At 72.6% G+C, this 24663-nt stretch carries 16 protein-coding genes and 1 tRNA gene; 7 read left to right on the top strand and 10 right to left on the bottom strand.

The annotated features are described in order from the left end of the window. Positions 1 to 121 precede the first annotated feature (121 nt). Together ACIRU3_RS07295 and ACIRU3_RS07290 are read left to right on the top strand one after the other, a co-directional pair. Positions 122 to 8158, top strand: coding sequence for a hypothetical protein (locus ACIRU3_RS07295; RefSeq protein ID WP_404052594.1), 8037 nt, complete (start codon positions 122 to 124; stop codon positions 8156 to 8158). Further along, complete coding sequence (locus ACIRU3_RS07290; protein ID WP_404052591.1) at positions 8155 to 10947, top strand: hypothetical protein; 2793 nt, start codon at positions 8155 to 8157, stop codon at positions 10945 to 10947. The genes ACIRU3_RS07295 and ACIRU3_RS07290 overlap by 4 nt, the downstream gene beginning before the upstream one ends. A gap of 81 nt (positions 10948 to 11028) precedes the next feature. On the opposite strand, the gene ACIRU3_RS07285 is transcribed toward ACIRU3_RS07290, so the two are convergent. Beyond that, a tRNA-Pro gene (locus ACIRU3_RS07285) sits at positions 11029 to 11102 on the bottom strand. A 45-nt stretch (positions 11103 to 11147) separates the two neighbouring features. Further along, positions 11148 to 12575: an MFS transporter gene (locus tag ACIRU3_RS07280; protein ID WP_404052588.1), complete on the bottom strand. Its 1428-nt coding sequence runs from the start codon at positions 12573 to 12575 to the stop codon at positions 11148 to 11150. A 216-nt stretch (positions 12576 to 12791) separates the two neighbouring features. On the opposite strand from ACIRU3_RS07280, the gene ACIRU3_RS07275 reads away from it, so the two are divergent. Next, entirely contained in the window at positions 12792 to 13370 is a 579-nt protein-coding gene (locus ACIRU3_RS07275; RefSeq protein WP_404052585.1) for a TetR/AcrR family transcriptional regulator, read from the top strand. 106 nt (positions 13371 to 13476) lie between these two features. Here the strand turns inward: ACIRU3_RS07275 and ACIRU3_RS07270 are convergent, their stop codons facing one another. From ACIRU3_RS07270 to ACIRU3_RS07260, 3 genes are all read right to left on the bottom strand, one after another. Then, positions 13477 to 14679 (bottom strand): serine hydrolase domain-containing protein, encoded by a 1203-nt coding sequence (locus tag ACIRU3_RS07270; protein WP_404052583.1) that lies wholly within the window; start codon positions 14677 to 14679, stop codon positions 13477 to 13479. Positions 14680 to 14952: 273 nt separating this feature from the next. Then, a complete protein-coding gene (locus tag ACIRU3_RS07265; RefSeq protein ID WP_404052580.1) occupies positions 14953 to 15834 on the bottom strand; it encodes a dioxygenase in 882 nt (293 codons plus the stop codon). Between the two features lie 31 nt (positions 15835 to 15865). Next, entirely contained in the window at positions 15866 to 16381 is a 516-nt protein-coding gene (locus ACIRU3_RS07260; protein ID WP_404052577.1) for a hypothetical protein, read from the bottom strand. Between the two features lie 130 nt (positions 16382 to 16511). On the opposite strand from ACIRU3_RS07260, the gene ACIRU3_RS07255 reads away from it, so the two are divergent. Further along, the gene (locus tag ACIRU3_RS07255; RefSeq protein WP_404052574.1) at positions 16512 to 16856 is read left to right on the top strand and encodes a cupin domain-containing protein; all 345 of its coding nucleotides are present in this window, start codon (positions 16512 to 16514) and stop codon (positions 16854 to 16856) included. Here ACIRU3_RS07255 and ACIRU3_RS07250 read toward each other — a convergent pair. Then, positions 16846 to 17850 carry a LacI family DNA-binding transcriptional regulator gene (locus tag ACIRU3_RS07250; protein ID WP_404052571.1) on the bottom strand — a complete coding sequence of 335 codons (1005 nt, stop codon included), beginning with the start codon at positions 17848 to 17850 and terminating at the stop codon, positions 16846 to 16848. The genes ACIRU3_RS07255 and ACIRU3_RS07250 overlap by 11 nt on opposite strands. Before the next feature lie 143 nt (positions 17851 to 17993). On the opposite strand from ACIRU3_RS07250, the gene ACIRU3_RS07245 reads away from it, so the two are divergent. Beyond that, positions 17994 to 19154 carry a Gfo/Idh/MocA family protein gene (locus ACIRU3_RS07245; protein WP_404052568.1) on the top strand — a complete coding sequence of 387 codons (1161 nt, stop codon included), beginning with the start codon at positions 17994 to 17996 and terminating at the stop codon, positions 19152 to 19154. Here the strand turns inward: ACIRU3_RS07245 and ACIRU3_RS07240 are convergent. After that, on the bottom strand, positions 19135 to 20166 hold the full coding sequence (locus tag ACIRU3_RS07240; protein WP_404052566.1) for a LacI family DNA-binding transcriptional regulator: 1032 nt from the start codon (positions 20164 to 20166) through the stop codon (positions 19135 to 19137). The genes ACIRU3_RS07245 and ACIRU3_RS07240 overlap by 20 nt on opposite strands. A gap of 152 nt (positions 20167 to 20318) precedes the next feature. Here ACIRU3_RS07240 and ACIRU3_RS07235 point away from each other — a divergent pair, with 152 nt between their 5' ends. Beyond that, positions 20319 to 21107 (top strand): SDR family oxidoreductase, encoded by a 789-nt coding sequence (locus ACIRU3_RS07235; RefSeq protein ID WP_404052564.1) that lies wholly within the window; start codon positions 20319 to 20321, stop codon positions 21105 to 21107. A 51-nt stretch (positions 21108 to 21158) separates the two neighbouring features. Beyond that, positions 21159 to 22163, top strand: a complete 1005-nt coding sequence (locus ACIRU3_RS07230; RefSeq protein WP_404052562.1) for a Gfo/Idh/MocA family oxidoreductase — start codon at positions 21159 to 21161, stop codon at positions 22161 to 22163. Between the two features lie 380 nt (positions 22164 to 22543). Here ACIRU3_RS07230 and ACIRU3_RS07225 read toward each other — a convergent pair whose 3' ends face one another. The 3 genes from ACIRU3_RS07225 to ACIRU3_RS07215 all read right to left on the bottom strand — a co-directional run bounded on the left by ACIRU3_RS07225 (position 22544) and on the right by ACIRU3_RS07215 (position 24661). Beyond that, a complete protein-coding gene (locus tag ACIRU3_RS07225; RefSeq protein WP_404052559.1) occupies positions 22544 to 22741 on the bottom strand; it encodes a hypothetical protein in 198 nt (65 codons plus the stop codon). 95 nt (positions 22742 to 22836) lie between these two features. Beyond that, a complete protein-coding gene (locus ACIRU3_RS07220; protein ID WP_404052557.1) occupies positions 22837 to 23745 on the bottom strand; it encodes a sugar phosphate isomerase/epimerase family protein in 909 nt (302 codons plus the stop codon). 1 nt (position 23746) lies between these two features. Beyond that, positions 23747 to 24661 (bottom strand): ATP-binding cassette domain-containing protein, encoded by a 915-nt coding sequence (locus tag ACIRU3_RS07215; RefSeq protein ID WP_404052555.1) that lies wholly within the window; start codon positions 24659 to 24661, stop codon positions 23747 to 23749. Positions 24662 to 24663 lie beyond the last annotated feature (2 nt).

Genomic DNA, 24663 nt, shown 5'->3' with positions numbered 1-24663 from the left:
GCAGGGGGCACGGGTGGGTGAGGCCGTGGATTGGGCGTCGGCCGTTGAATGTTGGACCACATGGCTCACAACCGGTGCCCCCGCGGAACCGGGCCTCGCGACCGCCGCAGCTCCGGTCTCCGTGGTCGTCGCCCGGCAGGCGATCTTCCACGCCCACGCCGTCGAACCGGAGAAGTCGCTCGCCGTGGGCCACGTCGAGGCTCTGGCCCAGGCCTTCATCGCCCATGACCCCGACGGAGTGGGCGCCCTCCTCGACTTCTGGCACTTCACCTGGACCGGCCGGTTCGCCACCGGCACGTTCCTCAGCGAGGAGACCCTGCCGCGCCCGGTGAAACTCCTGCTGCAGCCGATCGTGTCGGCGGGCGGCCGCCCGGCCCTGTACGCGGCGCAGAGCGGACTGTTACGCGAGGCCCGCCGACGGCTCACCGCCGAGGCCGAGGAGGCGGCGGCCGCCAACCGCGTCATGGGCCGGGAGCTGTTCCTGCGCCCCGTCCAGGCCTTCCTGGAGGACGACCCCGATGCCTGCCTGCTGCTGACCAAGTCCCCCGCCGACGCCGTCAAGGCGGTCAACAACGCCCTGCTCAAGCCGCTGCCCCTGGGAGGCGTCCGGTACCAGCAGGTCGTGGAGACCGCCGACCGGATCACCGAACGCATGCGGGAGGTGGCGACGCTGACCGACATCGTGCGCCAGTCCCCGCCGCCCGTGGCACTCCGCCTCGGCCACGACGAAACGGCACAGGTGTCCGGCCCCGCACGCGGCCTGCTGCCCCTGGTCCTGCTGGACCTCACCGAAGAGAGCACCGAGTCCTCCGACCCCTTCGACACGGTCCCCGTACTGGACCTGCTGGAGGCGCATCTGAGCCTGCTCGACACCGAGGAGGCCCTGCGTCCCGCACTGGCGCTCGCCGAGACCGGCCGCACGGGTGGTGTGGTCACCGAGACCCAGACGTACCTGACGTCGATCCGCGGCCGACTCGGCGGCGTCGCCCGGCACATCGCGGAGAGCCCCGAACTGATGGAACTCCTCGACGAGGTCCGCGCGGAGGTGGCCCAGGGCTGGACCGGTCAGGTCGACACCCTCCTCGAACTGGCCCGCCCCCTGGTGCTGCGCGGCAAACGCCTGGAACGGACCGGCGCGCTGCGCGCCCGGCTCGCCGAACTGGACGCCGGGACCGCCGAGGCCGCGGACGAGGAGAAGACCGGCGAGGAGGGCTCGGCGGCGGCCCGCCTCGCGGCGATCGTCGACACCGCCGAGCGCACCGAGGACGAGGACGCGGCGGCCCAACTGCTCTCGCTGGCCGAGGAGATGGCACAGCGACTGGTTCCGGGCCGGTCCGCCGGCGGCGGATCGCGCACCCGCCCGCACGGCGCGCCCGCCGTACGCAGCGGCGAGCCGGTGGTGGTCCCGCCCATCGTGCTGCTGGCGGAGCTGCTGGAGGACCCCTGGCATCCGCTGCTGCCGCAGGCACTGCGCAGCGTCACGGCTCCGGGAAAGGCGGCCAGGGCCTTCGAGGAGCTGGCCGGCACCGGCTCCGGTCCGGTGCAGCGGGCCGCCGCGGTGTGCGCCATCGGATGGTCACTCCTCGACCGACGCCCCGAGGACGCCCTCCAGCAGCACGCCCGGCTGGCCGAACGGGCCAGCCGCTCGGCCGGCCGCTCGTGGAACGAGGGATGCGCCCGCAGCGCGCTCGGCGACCTCGACGGCGCCGTCGTCGCCTTCGAGGCCGTCGCCCGCCTGGGAGACAGCCCGCCGCAACTGGTCGTCCAGCCGGTGCTGGACCTCTTCCGGGCGGCCGGACGGCCCTGCCCGTTCCGCGAACCGCTCAGACAGGGGCCCGCGCCGGAGGTGCGGATAGACGCCTTCGTGGCACAGCGGTTCGAGGCCACCGCCAAACAACTCCGGCTGCGCGGACGTACCGCCGACGCCGAGCTTCTCCTGGAGAGCCTGACCGAGGTCTCGCCGACGGCGCCCGGCCGTTCCCTGCTCATGAAGATCTACCGGGAGGAGCACCGGCTGGCCGACGCCGAACGGTTCGTGACCCGGATGAGTTCCCGCCTGGCCGACGACTGGATGCTCGACTTCGACCTGGCCCTGGTCGCCGTCGACAGCGGCGACACCCGCCGGGCCGGAGAACTCCGCGACCGGCTGGCCGACGCCGACGCGCCCGAACAGCATCTGCTGCACCTGGAACGCCGACTGGCGAACTCCGTGCGGCCGGTCGGCGAAACCTCCACGTCCGCGCCGCCGCACCCTGCGGAGCCGTCCCGCCCGCAGGACCTGGGCCTGCCTCCCGTCCTCCTCCACGAGGATCTGCTGGTGCCGGACTCGGACACCCTGCCGGACGGGCTTCGGGCCGCGCTGGCCCGCACCGAGAGTCCGCTGGAGGCCGCACACGCCTTCGCCGACTGGTCCGCGGACGCCCCCGGCCGCGCCGCCACCGCCGCCGCGGTCTGTGCCGTCGGCTGGGCGTGCCGGGCCGGGGCCGCGGACCTGGCCGCGCACTGGGCGAACACCCTGCTGCCCGCCGACGCCTCCGGCTGGCTCCTGTGGAACCGGGCCTCGGCCCTCCGCCTCCTCGGTGACACCGACGGCGCCGCGCGCACGCTGGAGCAGGCCCTGACCGGCGAGGAGCAGACGCCGCAGGCCGTCTGGCCCATGGTGGCCGAGATTCTCTCCGCGGCGGGCCGCCCTGTGCCGCCGCAGGCGTACGGCGTCACCGCCTCCGGTCCCCGGCCGCCCGCCCGGATCACCAGCGCGACCGCGCAGCACTTCGAGTCGCTGGCGAAGCGGCTCTACACGGTCAACCGCCCGGCCGACGCGGAACTGCTGCTGCGCGCCCTGGTGGAGGCGGCCCCACGGGCCCCCGGCCTCCTGCTCCTGATGAAGATCTGGCGCGAGGGCCGACGCCTGGACGACGCGCTCGCCCTGGTCTCCCAACGGCGCGCGCTCGGCGAGGAGGACTGGCGGCTCTGCTACGAGGCGGGGCTGGTGGCCGTCGCGGCCGGGCGCACCAGCATCGCGCTGGAGATGCGGCACCAGGTCGCCGCCCTGGGCGGGCCCACCGACTGGATGGTCCAGCTCGACCGGCGGATCGGCACGTCGAGGATCGGCACCCCGGTCGGCCGCGCCATACCCCGGGGGACCTTCGGTCAGCATGCGACGACCCCGGAGCAGCACATCGTCCAGCGTGCCCTCAACGGCCCGCAGAACAAGCCCGCACTGCTGGAACCGGCACGTCAACTGCTCGACGAGCAAGGGCCGTCGCCGGTTCTCGCGGTCGCCCGTCAGCTGGAGCGCACGGCGACCTGGGCCTGTCTGACGCTGCTCGACCTGCTGATCGAGCGCGCCGCCGAGCAGCCGGACCACCAGGTCCCGGCCGGGCTCGTCGAGCAGGTCCTCGCCGGCAAGGACGCCAAACTGGTGGTCCGCCTCGCCTCGGTCCTCGACGACCTGGGCGACCGGACGGAGGCCGCCCGGCTGCTGTCCGAGTTCGCCCAGCAGTGCCGCCCGACCCAGCGCCCCCGGATCTGGCACCAGTTGGTCCAGCTGCTGCGCAGGACCGGCCGGCACGAGGAGGCCGACCGGCTCGCCGCCCGGACCACGCCGCCCCTGCCCGGTCAGCCTCTGCAGCCCGTCCCGGACCGGTCGGTGTCGCTCCAGCCGCGGCTCAACCGCCTTGTGCTGCCCGCCCGCGTGAACGGCGAGTCGTCACCGCTCCACCACGCCCAGGAGCTGGAGCAGCTCCAGGGCCCCGAAGCGGCGGCCGACGCCTGGTGCACCGCGCTGGAGGCCGGGCACGTGATCGCCTACCCCCACGCCCTGGGCGCCCTGGTGGCCGCGGACCGCGCACAGGAGGCCCTGGAGCTGTACCGGGGATACGCCGGCCGGTTGTGGACCGGTTCGTCGTCGGCGTGGAACATCGCGGCCGCCTATGCCCGGCTCGGGTTGCTGGACGAAGCGGCGGACACGCTGGAGATCGAGGCACAGATCAGCAGTTGGGCGGCGCTGGCCGCCGACGACCGGGCGCGGCTGGACGAGATCTTCCGCGCGGTCGGACGGCCTTCACCCGGCGGCCTGCTCACCTCGGGCAGCGCGTCCGCCGTAGCGGGATCCGCCCCTGCCGAAGCCGCACCCGAAGGTGCCGATCCAGGGCACCCCAGCACCGGGAGCCCGGCCGCCGGGACCGGCTCCCCGGCCGTCGCCCCGCCCGCGGAGGTCCCCGTGCCCGTCGCGCGGCTCGCGCGAGCCAAGGCCGTCGAGTGGGAGGACCGCGCCGCGGCCCAAGCCGTGCACAACGCCCTCGCGGTCCACGAGCCGGGCTCCCCCGGCTTCGCACAGCGGAGCCGGGACCTGCGCGCGGGGTACGGCCGGCTGATCGAGGGTCTGGCCGGTGAGGCGGAGCGGTACATCCGGCCGGCTCCCCGGTCCCTCACCCAGGTCGATCTGGAGCGGATGACCGCTGCCGCGGCCGCTCCCTTCGCCGAGGGTCTGGCGGCGGCGCAGGAGGATCGCCGGCACGATGCGGCACGGGACCTGCGTACGGCTTTCGAGGCCCAGCCGCGCAACGAGGTGATTGCCGCCAACCTCGTGCTGGCCCTGGTCCGGACCGACGAACTGGACCTGGCCCGCCAGCTCATCGACGGCTTCCTGTTCAGCAGTTCCTTCATCCGGCCCCGGGTGGCGGTGGCCCATGCCTCCGGAGGCGCCGCCGAGGCGATCGCGGAGATCGGGCGGATGCGCGCCCAGGATCTCGGACTCGGCCGGACCGAACTGCCGCTGGCCCAGGCGGGGCTGGAGCTCCACCATCTCGACGATCCGGGCGCCGCCGCGGGAACCCTGCTCTCCGTGGCCACCGACCGACCGGCCGGCCTCGGCCGGCTGTTCGCGGCGGTGGCCCTGCTCCTCGGCCAGGACGCGGGCGACAGCGGCCTCGTCGAGGAGGCCTACCGATGCCTCATGCGTCCGACACCGCCCGTCAACGAGATCGTGCACACGGCGCTGGGAGCCCGCCGCCCGGACCATCTCACGCTGGTCGCGAAACAGATCCGGGGCGCCCTGCTCGGCAGGGTGGCGAACGCCCGCTCCGAGGAACTGCGGCGGGACCGTCCCTCGCACCGCCGGCTCCAGCTCATGCGCGCCCTGCTGGAGCAGCGACGGATCATCTCGCCGGACGCGCGGTGGCTCTACGCCCGCATGCTCTGGCAGGACGGCGAGAGCGACCAGGCCGCGCACTGCTACCAGGAGGTGGTCCAGGAACTGTCGGTGCGGCCCGGCCGGCCGAATCTGGCCACGGCCGTGGAGGAGTGGATCCAGGCGGCCCGCAGCAGCGGCGACCCCTCCGTGCACCGTGCGGCCCTGTCCACGAAGCAGGACCTGGGCCTGCCGATGCGCACCCGGGAACTGGAGATCCTCCGCGGTGACGAGGTCGCTCACGAAAGCCTGCTGCTGGACCTGAACGCGGAGGTGGTCTCCCTCGAGGCGGTCGACATGGTCGATGCCCAACTGGAGTCGGTGCACCGGCTGGAGCGGGTGGCCGAGTCACTGCGCGCCGTCGCCTTCGGCAGCCAGGACGAAGTGACCGTCGACCAGCTCATCGACGTCTGGTACCACCAGCTCGCCCAGGACATCGACAGCGACGAGGGCCGGGCGCGTCTGATGGATCTGCGCAACCAGGCCCTCGGCCTGTGCCGGCGTGTGGGCGATCCCTCGCTCCGGGAGATGGTGCAGCGCGTCAGCAGGGTCACCTACCGGCTCTGGGAGGAGTCCGCCCGACGGCTGCTGCCGCGCCGCGTCGACGAGGCGTTCCTGGTCACCGAGGCGGAGCTGTGGTGCCATGGCGAGGGGCCGCTGCACGCCCGCCTGACGGTGGAACCGCGGGAGGACGGGGGGTACATACACATCGGCTGGAACGGCTCCCCGCTCGCCAAGGTGGACCTGGTCCACGGCTGCAGCCAGCAGGTCGTGTTCCGGGTGGACGAACTGCGCCAGGTCGACCGCGTGGAGCTGGACTTCCTGCTCTACCGGCCCGGGGAGGCCGAGGCGGAGAACCTGAAGACGGCCTATCCGGTGGAGAGCAGGTCCGAGGACGAACTGGGCCGGCATGCCTTCGCGCCCACCAGTCCGGCGGACGGACGGGTCAGGGTGCCCCGCGATGCCGAACTCCGGATGCTGCGCCAGCACTACACCGGTCGCCGGGTCGCCCCCGTCCGGTTCCTGCACGGTCCGCGCCAGGTGGGCAAGACCACCCTGGCACGGTCCCTCGCGGCCCATCCGCTTCCCGAGAACCCGGCCGAGTGGCCGCTGCCCGGGATCCTCGCCGTGGACCTCAACGGAGAACAGTGGATTCCGGGGCAGGCCCCGCCCCTGTGGGAGTGGTTCGCCAAGGAGATCGTCAGGCGGCTGAAGGAGGTCCGTGCGACGCGGGTCCATGTCACCGAGCCCCTGCCCACCACGGGCTATGCGTTCTCCGAGTGGCTGAGAGACATCAGCATCGAGGGCTTGGACGACTGGTGTCTGCTCCTGATGATCGACGAGTTCCAGAGGCTGCTCGACCGGGTCAGCGCCTCCGGGCAGTCGGTCAGGGACCTGGGCGACGAGCTACGGGGCATGATCACCGACCACCGCACGCCGCTCCTGCTCCTGACGCTGGGGTCCTGCAGCTTCGAGAGCCTCAAGGAGAGGCTGGTACCGCATCAGAGCAACCTGACCGACGAGATCACGCGGTTCCCGGTCGGATTCATGGAGCCCGACCAGGCCGTGCGGATCGTCCGGCTGGGATTCGACGACAGCGTCCACCTGCAGAAGGCCGCGATGGAGCTCCTCGTCGAATACACGGGCGGCTACCCCTACCATGTGCACTGCATGGGTGAGCAGTTGGCGACGCAGCTGGTGCACCGCAAGGCCTCGATCATCACACCCGAGGATGTCGAGGTCGCCGCACACGCGCTCGTGGAGAACCCCGAGGTCCTCCGGCCGATCGCGGACCTGCAGAGCGAGCCCGGCGTGGAACGGGCCGTCGCCTATCTGCTGGAGAACGAGACGACCCAGGACGACGAGCTGACCAGGATCGACGGTGACGCGGTCGACATGCCCGCGGTAGACCCGGAGGTCGACCGCGGCCTCGACCGGATCAAGGAACTCGGTCTCATCCGACGGGACGGCCACAGCGACTGGGGCTGGTCGAACAGACTGATCTACCTGTGGCTGAAGGAACGGCACGCGCGCAGGCTGCTCAAGGCCCAGGCGCGCGCGAGTGCCGTGCCCGTCCCGGCCGCCGTCGCGCCGGAGCCCGAGGCGGCCGAGGATCCGGCCGAGGCCCTGCGCAGAGTCGGCTTCGAGCTGGGGGACCAGCTGGGGCAGCAGACGGTCGACGACTTCGCCGCCGCACGCAAGGTGGTCCTGAACGGCCGTACCGCCGTGGCCAAGCTGCTCAACCCGGACGGCGACCCGGACCGGTGCCGGGCGTTGCGGGCCCGGTTCGAGGCACTCGAACGGAGCGTGAGCAGCGGTGCTCCCCGGCTGCTGCGGGAACGCGGAGTGGTGGAGGACCGCTGGTTCGTCTTCGAGTGGATGGACGGCGTGCCCCTCGACGCGGCGATCCGGGACCACGACCGGGTCCGATACGCATGGCAGGACGCGGTCGAGTGGGTGGCCGACGCGGCCGGCGTCGTCGCCCGTGCCTACCGCGAGGGCAGCCTCACCCATGGCGACCTCAAACCCGAGAACCTCCTGCGGGCCCCCGACGGCCGGGTGACCGTGCTGGACTGGGGCGGCGGCAACCTCCGCGGCGAGGTCAGTCCGATCTTCCGGGACCACGCCTTCGACCGGCGCTACGCGCCCACGGAGCAAGGGATCCACGACCTCGGGGAAGAGCCGACAGGAGTGCTCCCCTCGGACGACGCCTATTCCCTCGCGGCCACCCTGTTCGAACTCGTGCATCCCGACCGGAGGCCGTTCTGCCACTGCAGGGACGACGAGCAGGACCCCTTCGGCCCGACCGAGCACTCCGAGTTGGAAAACCACTTCCTTGCCATCAGGCGGAACACGTCGCTGGCCCTGGAAGGCGTCCTGCGCGCGGGCCTGAGTCGCGTCCCCGCCCATCGCCTGGACAATGCCGAGCAACTGGCGGCCGAACTCAAGAGAGTGATCCGCACATGACCGGCCCCGCCCCCCGCCCGGTACCGGGTCCCCGCCCGCGCCCGACGCCGCCCCCGGCCGCCGTTACCGGCTGGCCTGCCCGGCTCGCCGCCGCCCTGCCCGCTCGTGCCGGCCGGATCGTCCTGCCCTACCACTCACCGGCCGGCGAGCCGGCCGCCTACTCGTATCCGACGGAGGACGACGCCGTCGTACTGCTGCCCGGCACCGCGGTCGTGGTCCATCTGCTGCCTGCCGCCGGGGGCAAGGTGCTCGGGCACTTCGCCGCCTATCACTGGCACCACGAACTGGGCACCGTCCGTACCGTGGTGCCCAACCCCTTCGCCCGGATCCGGCACAAGCAGTCCGTCCTCTACAGCAAGCTGGCACGGCAGGCCGAGACCCGGGGCGTGGTGGTCCACCACGACGATGTGGACGTGACCTCCGTGGAACTGGACCGCGGATGTGCCCTGGTGCCGCTGAGCGCGCTCGACACCTGGCTGACGGCGCTCGCCCCCGCCCGTCGGACGGCGTCCCCGCAGGATTTGCGCGGCCGTCTGCACCCCCGGCTGCCCCAGCCCTGGCCCGAGAACGGGTACCGGCGCGGCCGAGTGCTCACCTACCAGGACACCTGGGTCGTGCACGAGGGCGTCCACACCGGCCCCGCGGGCCACGAGCAGCGGGTGGCGCTGGTCGTCAGGCCCAATGACGCGGCCACGGTGCCCGGCGCCGGCCGCGACCACGACGTCGCCCACCGGTCGGCGTACGGGCCGGTCCTCGCCCCGTTCACCGTGGAGAACGGCGCCCGTCTCGTCGTCCCCCAGGCCCTTCCGCCGGGCGACGACCTGGCTGCCCGTCTGCACGCCGGGCTGACGACCGCCGAGGCACTGCAGCACTCGCTGGCACTGCTGCGCACTCTCGCCGACCAGCACGCCCGCGCCGTCGTGCACCAGTCGATCAGACCGGAGCTGGTCTTCCCCGACGAGGACGGCAGGACGGTCACGCTGGTCGGTGCCGTCTACGCCCGGGTCGGGGACCGGCGCGGGGGCACGGATCTCCTGCGGTCGGCGGTCCAGAGCGTCCATGTCGCACCCGAGATCCACCAGGGACGGGTACGCAAGGCGCCCCGGGCGGCGGACATCTGGTCGTGGGCCACGGTGACGATCGCACTGCTGCGGGGGTCGGACGCCGGCGACCATCCGTCGGCCGGTCTCGCCCGCCTCTCCTCGGAGATCCCCGAGACATGGCTGCGCGCTCTGCGACGCTCGCTCGGCGACGAGGCCCAGCGCCCCTCCGCATCCGCTCTCCTGACGGCTCTGCACGGCGATCTTGCGGCCGCCGCGGCGGTGCCCCGCTCGGCTCCGCCAAGGCCGGATCCCGGCCGTCCGGCCACGCGTTCCGGCGCTGCCCTGCCGAGCCCGGCGGCCGTACCCGCCGGCGCCTCCGCTCGCGGGGCGCGCCTGTACCAGCTCGGCCCCTACCAGACCGAGCAGGAGCGGAAGGTCGCGCGTGCCCTGGCAGCCGGTCTCGACCCGTCCGACGCCGTGATCGTCGCGGCCCGGGCGAACCGGCGGGGCCGGGACACCGACGTCGACTGCGTCGTCCTGCGCGGTGACCAGCTGATCGCCGTCGAATGCAAGAACTGGCGGCTCCCGGACGGACTCGATCCGTCGGCCGACACCTGGCAGCCCGCACCCGGTGTCACCCGCGCGTACACCAGCCACTCCCCTCTCCCGCTGCTCCGGCAGCTCGCCCCCGCCCTGAAACGGCAGATCGGCTGGCCCGGTGGGACCTCGTGCCTGCTGGTCGTCCCGCGCGTCCCGGCGCTCACCGACCCGGGGTCGGAGGCCGCCGGGATCCTGGTGGCCCAGGATCCCGAGACTCTGGTCGGAAAGGTCCGGGCGATCGCCCCCGGCGGCGGCCGCCCGGCGGAGTTCGAGGACTGTCTGCGACGTCTGGTCGGCGAGATCGCCACCCCACCCGTGCTCGCCGGCTTCCGGCTGGAAACCCTCCGGGCCATCGGCGACGGCTGGCAGGCGTACCGGGCCGAGGCGAACGGACTGCCCTACTACCTCAAGGTCATCGGCGAGAACATGACCACCCTGCCGAAGGCCGAGGCGGCGGATCTGCGCAGGGTCCTGAGCGAGCGCACTCACGCGGTGGCCAAGTCGCTGGCGGCCAGCCCTGTCCTGGCGGATCGCGTCTTCCGGCCGGTCGTGCTGCCCAGGGACACCTATGAGGTCGAACCGCACCTCCTGGTGGCCTACGTCTGGGAGCACGACCGTCCGGTACGAGGGGTCCCCGCCCCGCTGTCCGCCCCCGAGGCCGCCGGCATCGTCGCCGCACTGACCTCCGCGGTGACCGAACTCCACGCCGGCGGTGTGGTGTTGCGCCATCTCTCACCGGACTCGGCATACCTGTGCACACCGCCCCCGGGCGCGGCCGACGGGCCCTACTACAAGGTGTCGATGCTCGAATGGATGCGGGTGCCCCGCACGACCACCGCCTCGGTCTCCCGGCTCTTCGCCCGTAACCCCTCGCCGTACGTGGCGCCGGAGATCCGGGCCGGCGACGGCCTGCGCAGCCATATGTCCGACCTCTACTCCCTGGCGGCCGTGACCCACTGGCTGCTCACCGGCGAGGATCCGCCGTACCACCGGGCCCATGAACAGGTGGCGCCGCTGCTCACCGGACACGGCGTCGGGCCACGACTCGCTTCGCTCGTCTCCGCCGCCCTGCGTCCCCCGGCCGAACGGCCGGCCTGGTCCGCCACGGAGTTCTCCGCCCGCGTGACCGAGGCGGCGGCCTCTTGAGGTGATCCGGCCGCCATCGGCGAACAACGGAAAGGGTCGTGCGAGAACCTCTCGCACGACCCGTGACCTGCGTCTCGCAAGTCGGGACGACAGGATTTGAACCTGCGACCCCTTGACCCCCAGTCAAGTGCGCTACCAAGCTGCGCCACGTCCCGTTGCGGGCTCACGCGAAGTGTTCCGCGTGATCACGCAGGTCAACCCTACCGCACGCGCGCGGGTGCCGGTGTCGGCCCCGTGCGTACGGAGCCCACCGTGCGGCTGGTGCGGCGGACCGGGACGAGGAGGGCGGCACCGGTGGCGGCCAGGCAGAGGAGGGCCAGCAGGGCCCAGGCGTGGCTGTAGCCGGAGGCGTGGGGCAGGCCGGAGGACTGGAGGTGGCCGGTGACCAGGACACTGGTGAGCGCGGCACCGATGGAACCGCCGATGGTGCGGATGTTGGCGTTCATGCCGGTGGCCGCACCCGTCTGCTCGGGCGGGACGCTGCCCACGATCAGGTTGGCCATCGAGGCGAAGGCCAGTCCGATACCGAGGCCGAACAGGCCCGCGACGACGGCGATCTGCCACTGCGTGTCATGCCAGAAGGTCAGGAAGCCACAGGCCAGTGCGCCGAGTGCGGCACCCGTGGTGAGCAACGCCTTGGCGCCGACGCGGGGTTCGAGCCGGCCGGACAGGACGCCGGAAAGGAACATCGCGACGAGCATGGGCAGCATGAGCAGGCCGGACTCGGTGACGCTCGCGCCGAAGCCGTAGCCGGCCGCGGACGGTGTCTGGACGAAGCCCGGCAGGAAGGACCAGATCGCGTACATGCCGGCACCGAACAGCAGGGCCGCGGCGTTGGTCGTCCACACCGCCGGGAGGCGCATCACGCGCAAATCGATGAGGGGACTGCGGGAGCGGGCCTCGGTGGCCAGCCACAACGCGAGCAGCAGGACGGCGGCGGCGAACAGGCCGAGCACCTTCGCCGAGCCCCAGCCCCACCGACCGGCCTGGCTCAGCGGCAACAGGAGGGCCACCAGCCAGGCGGAGAGCAGGGCGGCGCCCAGCCAACTGACGTGCCCCTGGGCACGGTTGGGCGACTCGGGGATGTAGCGCAGGGCGATCAGCACGGTCGCGGCGACGATGGCCACCGGGATCCAGAACAGCCAGCGGTAGTCGAGGGCGGAGACGATGGGCCCGGCGGCCACGATGCCGACACCGCCGCCCGCGGCGATCACGGCGGACAGGTTGCTGATGCTGCCGCTCACCTCGGACGGGGCGAACTCGTCCCGGATGATGCCGAAGGAGAGCGGGAAGAGGGCGCCACCGACACCCTGTACGACGCGGGCGACGATCAGTACGCCGATGCTCGGGGCCAGCGCGGCGAGGAGGCAGCCGGCGAGGACGGCCACCAGGACCGCGACGAGGGTGCGTTTCTTGCCGACGAGGTCGCCGACCCGGCCGAGGATCGGGGTGAACACCGAGGCGGACAGCAGGTACGCCGTCATCACCCAGGTTGCGGTGGACTGCGAGGTGTGCATCGCGTGCTGGACGGTCGGCAGGGCCGGGGCGATCAGCGACTGCAGCATGGCGAAGACGCCGGCACCGGTCGCGAGGACCGCGAAGGTGAGGCGGTTGGACTTGCGGGGCATGAAGGAGCCTCTCCGGAATCGGAACGCGGAGGGTTGGGTGTCTTGGGGAGCGACGGGCGGTGCGCACGCAGGGCCCGTGCTCGTGGATGCGGGAGGCCGGCGCCGGGATGCGTCCGTCCACGGCGAAGCCGCCCCCGCACTGCTAAAGTGGAGGTACCCCTCCACTGTAACGGAGGTGACCCTCCGGTTCAACCGATGCCCTCCCGGGAGGCAGCTGTGACGGCCACGTCGTTCCCCGTCAGCGAGATCGTCGCGACCCGCCGGCCGCACCGAAAGGACGCCGCCCGCAACTACGACGCCCTGCTCACGGCCGCCCGCGAGGCGTTCGCCGAGCACGGCGCGGAGGCCTCCCTGGAGGACATCGCCCGCCGCGCGGGCGTCGGCATCGGCACCCTGTACCGCAACTTCCCCACCCGCCGGGACCTCTTCGAGACCGTCTACGCGGACGAGGTGAACGCCCTCTGCCGGGCCGCCGTGGAGCTGGCCGACCGGGAGCCGTGGGAGGCGCTGACCACCTGGCTGGACCGGTTCGCCGGCTACATGGTCACCAAGCGCGCGGTGCGGGAGGCCCTGAACGACGAGTCGGACATCTTCATGGCCTGCCGCGAGTCGATGTACGCGGCCGGCGGACCGCTGCTGGAGCGCGCCCAGAAGGCGGGCGTGGCCCGGGCGGACATGGACTTCGGTGACCTGCTGCGCATGGTCGCCGGCATCACGGCGACGGCGTTCGAGGACGACGTGCAGCGCGACCGGGTCCTGTCGATCGCGCTGGACGGGGTGCGTACCGGCCGCTGAGACGCGCACACCGGCGGCTGGGACCGTGCCGCCGCCGAAGCCCGTGCGCGAGCCGCCGGAGCCGTGCACCGGTCACCGGTGACCGGTCACCGAAGGCGCGTACCGGTCACTCGGGTTTGGCGGTCATCGGGTGGTCGGGGGTGAGGGCCGCGGCGATGCGCTCGGAGACCGTCTGGGCCGTGTTGCTCTCGGGCGCCCTCCGACCGACGGTCGTGGACACGGCGATGGCCAGCCGCCGCTCCGGCAGATAGGCCTGTACAGCGGCGAAGCCGGCGAAGGACGGATTCTGCAGCACCCAGCCGAACTTGTAGATGACGCCCACCCCGTAGTGGAAGTCCTCGGTCTGCTTCAGGCACACGGTGGCGGGACAGGTCGCGGTCGGGGTGCCGAGGCCGGGTGTGCCGGGGTTCAGCTGTACCCGGTAGGAGTCGCGGGAGAGCAGTCGGCCCGAGCCGATGCCCTGTGCGGAGCGGGCCAGGTCGCAGATGTCGGTGGTGAGCACGGCGCCGGGTGCGGTGGTCCAGGACGGGTCCCAGTAGGTGGCGTCCTCGTAGGGGCCGCGTTCGTCGTCGTAGGCGTGCAGGACGGGCGCCGGGATCTCGGGCGTGAAGGCGTTGCGGGTCTCACCGAGCCCCAGGGGGTTCAAGACGCGCTCCCGCAGCAGCTTGTCCAGCGGGGTTGCGGTGATCTTCTCCAGGGCTCGGCCCAGGAGCACGAAGTTGGCGTGCGAGTAACTCCAGTCGGTGCCGGGCTCGTACCGCAGGGGGTGGCCGAGCGAGATGCCGACCAGCTCGTCCGGTGTCCAGTGCTGGAACGGGTCCGCGTAGAGCTGCTTCACGAAGGCCGGGTCCGTGACGTAGTCGTGCAGGCCCGAGGTCGAGTCGCCCAGCATCCGCAGGGTGATGCCGTCGCCGTGCGGCAGGTCGGGGAGCCACCGCGAGACGGGGTCGTCCAGAGCCACCCGGTGCTCGTCGACGAGCTGCAGCAACACCGTTCCCAGGTAGGCGATGCCGACGGAGCCCGACCGGAAGTGCATCGCCGGGGTGGCCGGCACTCCGCTCATCGACGTGCCGTCCGCGACGGTGGCCACGTCCCGCCCGTCCACCGTGACCCGGACCAGCGCGGCCTTCAGGCCTAGATCCCGGCGCGCCCGGTGCACGATGTCGATGACCTGCCGTGCCTGGCCGGTGGGGGTACCCCGGGTGACCGCGCACTGCGACTGCTCACGGCCGGGCACGTCCGGCGCCGCGGGACCGCCCACGGCGAGGAGAGCGGCAATGCACAGAGCGGCAGTACCGGTGCGGCGCATGTATCCACTATGCGCGGGTACCGGATACCCGCCACCGGACCGGGAAGCCCCCGGCCGGCCGCGCGCCACCGGGTGTCCGTGCCCCCGGTTCGCCGCCTGCGCGTCGCGCTCGCACCAGGGCGCGGGTTCGTCACCCGGTCCGGGCCCTCCGATCGGCGGTCCCTCGGGCCACAGGACCCGAACACGCGACGGCCCGTCATCATGTGCGGACGACACCCGGTCGTGCTCTGCCGGCCGATGGGCGTGCGGCAGGACGACGGACGAGGCCGAACGTCACGAACGCTCCAGTACGACGTCGAAGCGGGCGTGCCGGAAGGGGTTCGGTACGCCGAACTCGCGGGCCAGGGACGGGTCGTCGGTCGGTGTGAAGTCCTTGACCAGGCTGTCCTTCACGGCGAACACGGCGTCCGAGTCGAGGTGGGCGTCGCCCGCCACGAAGATGTGGGTGGTGACCGGGGCGTGGCCGGCGGCCGTCGCGATGAAGTGGATGTGGGCGGGGCGGTAGGGGTGGCGGCCGGAGGCCTTGAGGAGGGTGCCAACAGGGCCGTCGGTCGGGATCGGGTAGGGGCTGGGCACGCAGGTGCGGAACCAGAAGCCGCCCTCGGCGCCGGCCGTGAACGATCCGCGTCCGTTGCCGGGTGGTTGCAGGTCCGGGCGCTGGACGTCGTAGAAGCCGTGCGCGTCGGCCTGCCAGACGTCCAGGACCGCGCCGGGCAGCGGGGTGCCGTCGGCGGAGCGGACGCGGCCGCTGACCACGCAGGGTTCACCGTCGCCCATCAGGTCGATGCTGTCGCCGAGTTCCCGGGCCGGGGACTCGGTCAGGTGGAAGGGGCCGAGCACCGTCGACTCGGTGGTGCCGGGCGCGCTGTGGCCGTGCACCGTCTCGACCAGCATGGACAGGCCGAGGACGTCCGAGAGGAGGATGAACTCCTGCCGGGTGTCCGTGCAGGCCCCGCCCGTGGCCGTCAGGAAGCCGACGGCATCCGCCCACTCCCCTTGCGTCAGCCGGGTTTCGCGGGCGAAGGCGTGCAGGTGCCGGACGAGGGCGGTGAGCAGGTCGCGCAGCCGGGGGTCGGCGGTGGTACGGAGGCTGTCGACGGCCTGGCGGGTCACGATGTCGATGGCCGCTGTGGTTGCCGCGTCTTCGGTGGTCATACCGATTCCATGCCCAGCCGGGCCCGATCGCCTACTTGATGAGCGCGTTGGCCACCACCACGATCACGCCGAGCACCGCGTCCACGAGGCCGATGAGGACGGCGGCCGGCCAGCTGCGCGCCGACCGGCGGGCGGTGACCAGGCCGAGGGCGAAGAGGATCGCGGTGTTCAGGGCGAACACCGGATACTCGACGCCGGTCGGGGGCCACCAGCCCCAGCCCGCACCCATGAGCAGGAGGACCGTCGGCAGGACGGCCGTGACCAGCGGCCATTCGTCGACGAGGCTGCGCAGGACGTCCCAGCGGCGGTGCGGACCGCGCTCGGCGATGTAGTGGGCGTAGCCGTGGGCCAGGGCGGAGGCGAATGCCGTGACCAGCAGCCATAGGGCGTCGTAGCGACGGTCGGCGGCGGAGCTGTGGCCGTACCGGGTGAGCGCGGCGACCATGGAGCTGGCCAGGACGGCGCCGTAGACCCCGCCGAAGAGGACGGCCGCGCGCAGGTCGTGCTGCCGGTGCGGCTCGGCGGCGGCCGTCATGGAGTCAGCCATGCTCTCCACGATCACCCGCGCCCCGCGCCACCGCCAGTCCGCCCGGCCCGACGAAGTGTCCTCCCACCAGGCCCGATGCCGCACACACTGTCGACGGCCCCGTGGTGCGGACGGTGGTTAGGGTCGACACATGACGCACAGCTTCGCGCTTCACATCCCCGACGCCGACCTCGAACCCGAGCCCGTCGACCCGGAGCAGATCCTGTCCGGGAATCCGGAGGTCACCGGGAAGGTGGTCTGGGAGTCGACGGACGGCCGGCAGATCCGCGGGATCTGGCAGATCACGCCGGGCGTGGTCACCGACACCGAGGCGGACGAACTGTTCGTGGTGATCAGCGGGTCGGCGACGATCGAGGTCGAGGGCGGACCGACGCTCAGCGTGGGTCCCGGCGACATGGCGGTGCTGCGCGCGGGCGACCGTACGACGTGGACCGTGCACGAGACGCTGCGCAAGGCGTACGCGATCAATCTGTGAGGCCGGGCGGTGGCGCCGTCGTGCCCCGGATCTCCAGGGTAGGTACGGCCAGGTGCAGGCGCTCCTCGCCTCCGGGGCGCTCGAAGCGGTCCAGGAGGCACCGGGCGGCGCGCCGGCCGACCTCGTGCGGTGCGGTGTCGACGGTGGTCAGCCACACATGCCGGAGCCGGGAGATGCTGGTGTTGTCGTACCCGGCAACCGACAGGTCGTACGGCACGCGCAGGCCCAGTTCCTCGGCCGCGGAGAGTGCGCCGACGGATGCCATGTCGTTGACGGCGAAGACCGCCGTGGGCCGGTCCGGGCGGCTGAGCAGGCGTACGGTGCCCCGGTAGCCGCCCTCCTCGGTCAGGTCGCCGGGTTCGACCAGCGGCTCGGCGCCCTGCGCGCGCATGGCCGCCTCGAAGCCGCGCCGCCGCAGCTCGCCGACGGCGCCGCGGCCCGCCAGATGGGCGATCCGGCGGTGGCCGAGGCCGAGCAGGTGTTCGGTGGCCAGCCGGGCGCCGTGCTCGTCGTCACCGGCGACGACGTCCACGCCCGGCGGCTGCGGCTCGCGGGCGCCCGCCACGACCACCGGCATCCGCCGGGCCAGCGCGCCGAGTCCGCCCGCGTCCGGGACCGTACCGACCACCACCAGGCCGTCGGCGCCCAGGTCCAGGAAGGGTTCGGCCAGGTCGTGGCCCATCCGCCGGTTCAGCCGGGCGTCGGCGAGCAGCATGTGCAGGCCGGCCGAGTGCAGCAGCGAGTTCAGGCCGTCGAGGAGGTCGACGAACCAGGGGTTGCGCAGGTCGTCGAGGAGGACGCCGACGGTGCGGGTGCGCTGCTCGCTGAGGCTGCGCGCGGCGGCGTTCGGCCGGTAGCCCAGCTCGCGCACGGCCTCCAGGACCGCGTCCCGTTTCTCGGCGCGCACCTGACCCGAGCCGCGCAGCACCAGTGAGACCAGTGACTTCGACACTCCGGCCCGTTCGGCCACATCGCGGATCGTCGGCGGTCTCATGGGATGGACCGTTCCATGTGGCGTATCGCGCTGTCAAAGGGTTGACACGGTGCGGTTGTCCCTTGCCCAAGGGTTGACGGGCGCGGCATGTCCGTACAAAGGTGGCCCGGACAGAATGTGGACCGGTCCAAAGAGGGGCTGTCATGGTGGATGCGCTCGGTGTCGCCGTCGTCGGGTTCGGCTGGATGGGGCGGGTGCACACCCAGGCGTACGCCCGGGTGCGGCACCACTATCCGCAGCTGCCCCTGCGGCCCGAGCTGGTCGCGGTCGCCGAGGAGGTGCCGGGCCGGGCCGAGGAGGCCGCCGAACGTTTCGGGTTCGCCTCCGCCACCCGCGACTGGCGCGAGGTGGCCGCGGATCCGCGCGTGCGGGCCGTCAGCATCACCGCGCCCAACTTCCTGCACCGGGAGATCGCCGTGGCGATGGCCGAGGCGGGCAAGCACCTCTGGATCGAGAAGCCGGTGGGCCTGACCGGGGCGGACGCCCGTGCGGTGGCCGACGCGGTCGCGGGGGCCGGCGTCCAGGGCACGGTCGGCTTCAACTACCGCAACGCACCCGCCGTGGAGGCCGCCCGCGACCTGATCGCCTCCGGGGAGATCGGCACGGTCACCCATGTCCGCATCCGTCTGTTCAGCGACTATGCGGCCCACCCGGACGGCGCCCTGACCTGGCGTTACGAGCGTGAGCGCGGTGGCAGCGGGGTGCTCGGGGACCTGGCCTCGCACGGCGCCGACCTGGCTCGATTCCTGCTCGGCGAGATCGCCTCCCTGACCGCCGACACGGCGATCTTCGTCCCGGAGCGGGCCCGCCCGACGGGCGCCACAGCGGGCCACGCCCTCGCCTCCGGCGGCGCACCGGGTCCGGTCGAGAACGAGGACTACGTCGGCTGCCTGCTGCGCTTCGTCTCCGGCGCCCGCGGCGTCCTGGAGGCGTGCCGGGTCTCGGTCGGCGAGCAGAACAGCTACGGCTTCGAGGTGCACGGCACCAGGGGTGCGGTGTTCTGGGACTTCCGCCGGATGAACGAGCTGGCGGTCAGCCGCGGTACGACGTACCAGGACCAGCCGGTGAGCACGGTGTATGTCGGCCCGGGCGACGGCGAGTTCGGCGCGTTCCAGCCGGGCGCCGCCAACGCGATGGGCTACGACGACCTGAAGGTGATCGAGGCGTACCGCTTTCTGCGCTCGATCGCCGAGGGCAGGCCGTGCGGCACCACGCCGGCCGACGCGGTGCACAGCGCGGCCGTGCTCGACGCCATGGTGGCGTCGGCCGCGAACGGGACATGGGTCAGCCTGCCGGCGTCGTAGGCATGTTGTACGGGGTCACCACCTGGATCGCCGAGGGCAGGACCGGTCCGGCGGGCGGCAGGGCGCCGTGGTGGCGCATCACCTCGTGACAGGCCTCGCGCAGGTCGTGCCGCAGGTCGTGGTGGAGGACGGCGGACAGCCGGTGCTCGCGCAGCAGGCGGGTGTTGTCGTGGTCGAGGTCGTGCGCGACGAACACCGCGCAGTCGCGGCCGAGGTCGGCGAAGGCGCGCAGGGTGGCGTTGTTGCCGCCGCCGATGGAGTACACGGCCCGGATCTCCGGGTCGCGTTCCAGGGCGGCGCGGACCAGGTCGTACTGGGTGGCGTCCAGGCCCTGGCCCTCGGCGATCTCCACCAGGGTGCGCCGCGGGTGCCGGGTCCGCATCACGCTGCGGAAGCCCATCTCGCGCTCCTCCTCGTTGCGGAAGAAGCCGCTGCTGAGGCTGGTGAGGACGTTCCCGGGCCGGTCGGCGAGCCACTGGCCCATCAGGTAGGCGGCGGTGGCGCCCGCGGCCCGGTTGTCGATGCCGACGTAGGCGAGGCGGCCACTGGCCGGCAGGTCGGTGACCAGCGTGACGACCGGAATGCCGGCCGCGGTGAGCCGGCCCACCGCGGCGGTGACCTCGGGGACGTCCGGCGCCTTGAGGATCACGCCCTGCGAGCCGCGGCGGCCGATCCGGTCCAGCGTTGCGGCCTGCTCCGCCGCGGGCCCCGTCTCCCGGAAGTGGAAGCGGGAGCGGACCACGGCCGGGTGCAGCGAGGGCAGCTCGGCCTCCAGGGCGGCCCGCACGGCGGTGGTGAACCTCTCGGGTGCCTGCACCACGATGTCGACCATGAAGGTACGGCCGACCAGCCGGACCTGGGTGCGCTGCCGGTCCAGGTCCGCGATGGCCCGGTGCACCTCACGGGCGGTGCTCTCCCGCACCCCTCCCCTGCCGTTCAGCACACGGTCCACGGTGGCCTCGCTGAGGCCTGCCTGACGCGCGATTTCCCGGAGGGGGAACGGGTGTCCCATGGACCGGCTCCTTGAGGGGTTTTTGAAGGTTGCCTGCTGGTTGTTCGAGGGGTTTGTACTGACAAGAATGACAGGGCTGCGTCGCTCCCGTGACCGACAAGCAGCCACGGGCCGGCGCCGGGCGGCGCGAGAGCTGAAAGGGCAAGGAGATCATGGGACTTCTCGACGGACTGCTCCGCGACAAGGTGGTCCTCGTCAACGGCGGCAGCCAGGGCGTGGGCGCCGCGATCGCACGGGCCGCCGTCCGCGCGGGGGCCGTGGTGGCCGTCACCGGGCGCCGCACCGAACCGGGTGAGGCCCTGGTGGCCGAGCTGGCGGCGGCCGGCGGCAAGGCGATGTTCGTCCGTGCGGACCTGGCGGACGCCGACCGGGCGAAGGCGTCCGTGGCCGAGGTGGTCGACGCCCACGGCCGGATCGACTGCCTGGTGAACTCGGCGGGGCTGACCTCACGGGGCACCCTGCTGGACACCACGCCCGAGCTGTTCGACGCGCACATCGCGATCAACCTCAAGGCGCCGTTCTTCGCGATGCAGGCGGCGGTCGCCGACATGGTGGCCCGGGCGGCGCCCGGCACGATCGTCAACATCATCACCTCGTCGGCGCACGGCGGGCAGCCGTTCCTCGCCCCGTACGTCGCAGCGAAGGCCGGCCTCGTGGGTCTGACCCGCAACGCGGCGCACGCCCACCGCTTCGACCGGATCCGGATCAACGGCCTGAACATCGGCTGGACCGCGACCGAGGGCGAGGACGCCACCCAGCGCACCTTCCACGGCGCCGGCGACGACTGGCGGGAGCAGGCGGCCGCCCGGCTGCCGATGGGCAAGCTCGGCCAACCTGCCGAGATCGCCGACTTCGTGGTCTTTCTGCTGTCCGACCGCTCGGGCGTGGTCACCGGTTCGGTGATCGACTGGGACCAGAACGTGCTCGGCGGACTCGACTAGCTCTCTCTCCTCCCGAACCCTCGTACCCTCGCACTCCAGGAGCCGCACCCCATGCGTATCGGAATCCTCGGCCTCGGCCGCATCGGCGCCTTCCACGCCGAGACCCTCTCCGGGCTCGACGCCGTCGAGTCCCTCGTCGTCACCGACCCGTTCGCGGAGGCGGCCAAGGCCGCGGCCGAGCGGTTCGGGGCCGAGGTCGCCGACTCGCCCGAGGCGCTGCTGGCCGCCGGCGTGGACGGCATCGTCGTGGCGGCCGCGACCGACGCCCACCCGGCGCTGATCCTGGCCGGCGTGGAGGCGGGCGTCCCCGTCTTCTGCGAGAAGCCGGTCGCCCGCACCATGGCGGAGGGCGTCGAGGTGCTCAAGTCCGTGCAGGGAAGTGACGTGCCGATCCAGATCGGCTACAACCGCCGCTTCGACGCGGGTTTCGTGGCCGCACGGGCCGCCGTCCGGGCCGGTGAGCTGGGCACACTGCACACGGTCCGCTCGACGACCCTGGACCCGGCGCCGCCGTCGGCCGCGTACGTCGCCGCGTCCGGCGGCATCTTCCGCGACTGTTCCGTCCATGACTTCGACATCATCCGCTGGGTCACCGGCCGCGAGGTCACCGAGGTGTACGCGGTGGGCGGCAACCGGGGCGCCGACTACATCAAGGAGGCGGGCGACGCCGACACCACGGGCGCGATCCTCACCCTGGACGACGGCACGATCGCGGTGGTCTCCAACTCCCGCCACAACGCCCGCGGCTACGACGTCCGTATGGAAGTCCACGGCTTCCAGGACTCGATCGCGGTCGGCCTGGACGACAAGCTCCCGCTCCGCTCCGTCGAGCCCGGCGTGACCTTCCCGGCGGGCACCCCGCACGACTTCTTCATGGACCGCTTCACCGCGGCCTACCGCGCCGAACTCACCGCGTTCACCGAGGTCGTCGCAGGCACCCGCCCCTCCCCCTGCACCGTCGAGGACGCCCTGGAGGCGGGCTGGATCGCCGAGGCCTGCACCCTGTCCCTGCACGAGCACCGGCCGGTGACGCTCGACGAGGTGCGGGGGGCCTGACGGGCCGGGGCACGGACCACCGTGCCCCGCACACACGTCGGCGGGCCGGCGCCCCTACCAGGGCCCGGCCCGCAGTGCTTCCACGCTCGGCGCCCGGGGTTCCTTTTGCGTTCAGCACCGGACCACGCGTCGCCCACAGGTGCCCCGCGCCCCGGGAAGTGCCGTGTGCAGCGCGGGGTCGACGCAAGCGGTGACCTCACCAACGAGAGCAGGCGGACGCCTGCCTCCATGCCACCGGCGAGTTCATGTGGACGACGGACATGGCCCGGGTGCCGCCAGGGCCCTGGGGCCGCCTGCCGCCGGCCCCGGCCCGCCGCGCGGACAGCGCCGGACCGGGGCCGAGAGCCCTTCGGCCACGGCACCGTCCCGCTCGGTTCGGCTCAGAGGCAGTAGCGCACCAGCCACTCGTCCGCGCTGTACCGGTCGCGCGCCGGGTCCGGCAGGGTCGCCGGCTTCGTCTCCACCGTGTCCTCCAGGCGTATCCGCTCGGGCAGGCGGCTGAAGCGGCTCCGACTCGCGGTACCGGCGCCCTCGCCGGCCGGCCAGGGCGTCTCGTGGACTTCCGTGCGGTGTGCCATGTGTGTCGTCCTTCCGACCTCACGGGCGTTCCCCCGTCGCCGGTCAGAACGCCCGCGGTCCCCCGTTTGTTCCGGGCCCTCGCCGGACCGAATCCTCAGGCCCCGCACGACCTCAGGAACCTGCGCGTGCGGACCGCGATCGGCAGCGGCTTGTCCGGCTCGCACGGGTACATGTCCTGCTCGACGATCGCGAACAGCTCCACGCCGAGCCCCTGCGCCGCCGTCAGGACCGGTCCCAGCTCGGGGACCCCGGACGGCGGTTCGCACATCACGCCCCGCTGCACCGCGGGCCCGAACGGCACCTGGTTCGCCACGACCTCGGCGAGGATCGCGGGGTCGACCTGCTTGAGGTGCAGATAGCCGATCCGCTCACCGTAGGTCTCGATCAGCTTGACGCTGTCGCCGCCGCAGTAGGCGTAGTGCCCGGTGTCCAGGCAGAGATTGACCAGCTCGGCGTCGGTGGAGTCGAGGAACCGCTCCACATGGTCCTCGGTGTCGATGTGCGTGTCGGCGTGCGGGTGGACGACGAGTTCGAGTCCGTACGTCTCCCTGACCTCGTGGCCGAGCCGTTCCATGCCCTTGGTCAGGTGCGCCCACTGCTCGGCGGTCAGCTCCGGCGGCTCCAGGATCTCGGCGGTCTTGTCGTCCCGCCAGAAGGAGGGGATGACGACGAGGTGCCGCGCGCCCATGGCCTGGGTGAGGGCGGCCACCTGGCTGACGTGGGCCCAGGTCTCGTCCCAGACGGACGGGCCGCGGTGCATGCCGGTGAAGACCGTGCCGGCCGACACCTTCAGGCTCCGCCGCCCCAACTCGTCCGTCAGCCGGGCCGGGTCGGTGGGGAGATAGCCGTACGGGCCCAGTTCGATCCAGTCGTAGCCCGCCTCGGACACCTCGTCGAGGAAGCGTTCCCAGGGCACCTGCTTCGGGTCGTCGGGGAACCAGACGCCCCAGGAGTCCGGGGCCGAGCCGACCCGGATTCGGTCCAGTGGGGACGGGTTGGCCATGTCAGGTGGTCCCTTCGGGAGAGCTTGCGACGGGTGCGGTGAGGTCCTCCTCCTCCGGGAGTTCCTCGACGTCGACGCCCCGCACCTGTGCCAGCTCGTGCTTGAGGGCGGCGAGTTCGGCGCCGCCGGCCATGTGGTTGGTCAGTTCCTCCAACGTGATCCGGCTGCGCTCGGCGCTGAGTTCCAGGGTGCCGAGGCGCAGGACGCTGAAGTGGTCGCCGACCATGTAGGCGTGGTGCGGGTTGTGGGTGATGAAGATGACGCCGAGGCCGCGCTCGCGGGCGGCGGCGATGTACTTCAGGACCACGCCGGACTGCTTGACGCCGAGGGCGGCGGTGGGCTCGTCCAGGATGAGGACGCGGGCGCCGAAGTAGACGGCGCGGGCGATGGCCACGCACTGGCGCTGGCCGCCGGAGAGGGTGCCGATGGGCTGTTCCAGGTCGTGCAGGACGATGCCCATGTTGCGCAGTTCCTGGTCGGCGGTCGCCTTCATGCGGGCGATGTCCAGGCGCCGCACGGGCCAGGGGCCCTTGGTCATCTCGGAGCCGAGGAAGAAGTTGCGCCACACCGGCATCAGGGGCACGGTGGCGAGGTCCTGGTAGACGGTGGCGATGCCCTTGGCGAGGGCCTCCCGCGGGGAGCTGAAGCGCACCGGTTCGCCGTCCACGGCGAATTCGCCCTCGGTGTGCTGGTGCAGACCCGAGATGATCTTGATGAGGGTGGACTTGCCGGCGCCGTTGTCACCGAGGACGCAGGTCACCTGGCTCGCGTGGACCTGGAGGTCGACGCCGTGCAGGGCGCGGATGTTGCCGTAGGACTTGCCCGCGCCGCGCAGTTCGACGATCGGGCCGTCCTTGGCGGGCGCGGCGTCCTGGAGGACGGCGCCGTGCGTTCCGGTTCCGTTCTTGGTGGTCATCG

Source organism: Streptomyces sp. NPDC101151 (assembly GCF_044768335.1).
Classification (GTDB): Bacteria; Actinomycetota; Actinomycetes; order Streptomycetales; family Streptomycetaceae; genus Streptomyces.
The sequence above is the reverse complement of the archived record's forward strand: the minus strand, read 5'-3'. Positions and strand labels throughout refer to the sequence as shown.

Coding starts and splice junctions, on each gene's coding strand:
- ACIRU3_RS07290 (WP_404052591.1), top strand. CDS start 8,155: ATGACCGGCCCCGCCCCCCGCCCGGTACCGGGTCCCCGCCCGCGCCCG.
- ACIRU3_RS07280 (WP_404052588.1), bottom strand. CDS start 12,575: ATGCCCCGCAAGTCCAACCGCCTCACCTTCGCGGTCCTCGCGACCGGT.
- ACIRU3_RS07270 (WP_404052583.1), bottom strand. CDS start 14,679: ATGCGCCGCACCGGTACTGCCGCTCTGTGCATTGCCGCTCTCCTCGCC.
- ACIRU3_RS07265 (WP_404052580.1), bottom strand. CDS start 15,834: ATGACCACCGAAGACGCGGCAACCACAGCGGCCATCGACATCGTGACC.
- ACIRU3_RS07260 (WP_404052577.1), bottom strand. CDS start 16,381: ATGGCTGACTCCATGACGGCCGCCGCCGAGCCGCACCGGCAGCACGAC.
- ACIRU3_RS07255 (WP_404052574.1), top strand. CDS start 16,512: ATGACGCACAGCTTCGCGCTTCACATCCCCGACGCCGACCTCGAACCC.
- ACIRU3_RS07250 (WP_404052571.1), bottom strand. CDS start 17,850: ATGAGACCGCCGACGATCCGCGATGTGGCCGAACGGGCCGGAGTGTCG.
- ACIRU3_RS07245 (WP_404052568.1), top strand. CDS start 17,994: ATGGTGGATGCGCTCGGTGTCGCCGTCGTCGGGTTCGGCTGGATGGGG.
- ACIRU3_RS07240 (WP_404052566.1), bottom strand. CDS start 20,166: ATGGGACACCCGTTCCCCCTCCGGGAAATCGCGCGTCAGGCAGGCCTC.
- ACIRU3_RS07235 (WP_404052564.1), top strand. CDS start 20,319: ATGGGACTTCTCGACGGACTGCTCCGCGACAAGGTGGTCCTCGTCAAC.
- ACIRU3_RS07230 (WP_404052562.1), top strand. CDS start 21,159: ATGCGTATCGGAATCCTCGGCCTCGGCCGCATCGGCGCCTTCCACGCC.
- ACIRU3_RS07225 (WP_404052559.1), bottom strand. CDS start 22,741: ATGGCACACCGCACGGAAGTCCACGAGACGCCCTGGCCGGCCGGCGAG.
- ACIRU3_RS07220 (WP_404052557.1), bottom strand. CDS start 23,745: ATGGCCAACCCGTCCCCACTGGACCGAATCCGGGTCGGCTCGGCCCCG.
- ACIRU3_RS07215 (WP_404052555.1), bottom strand. CDS start 24,661: ATGACCACCAAGAACGGAACCGGAACGCACGGCGCCGTCCTCCAGGAC.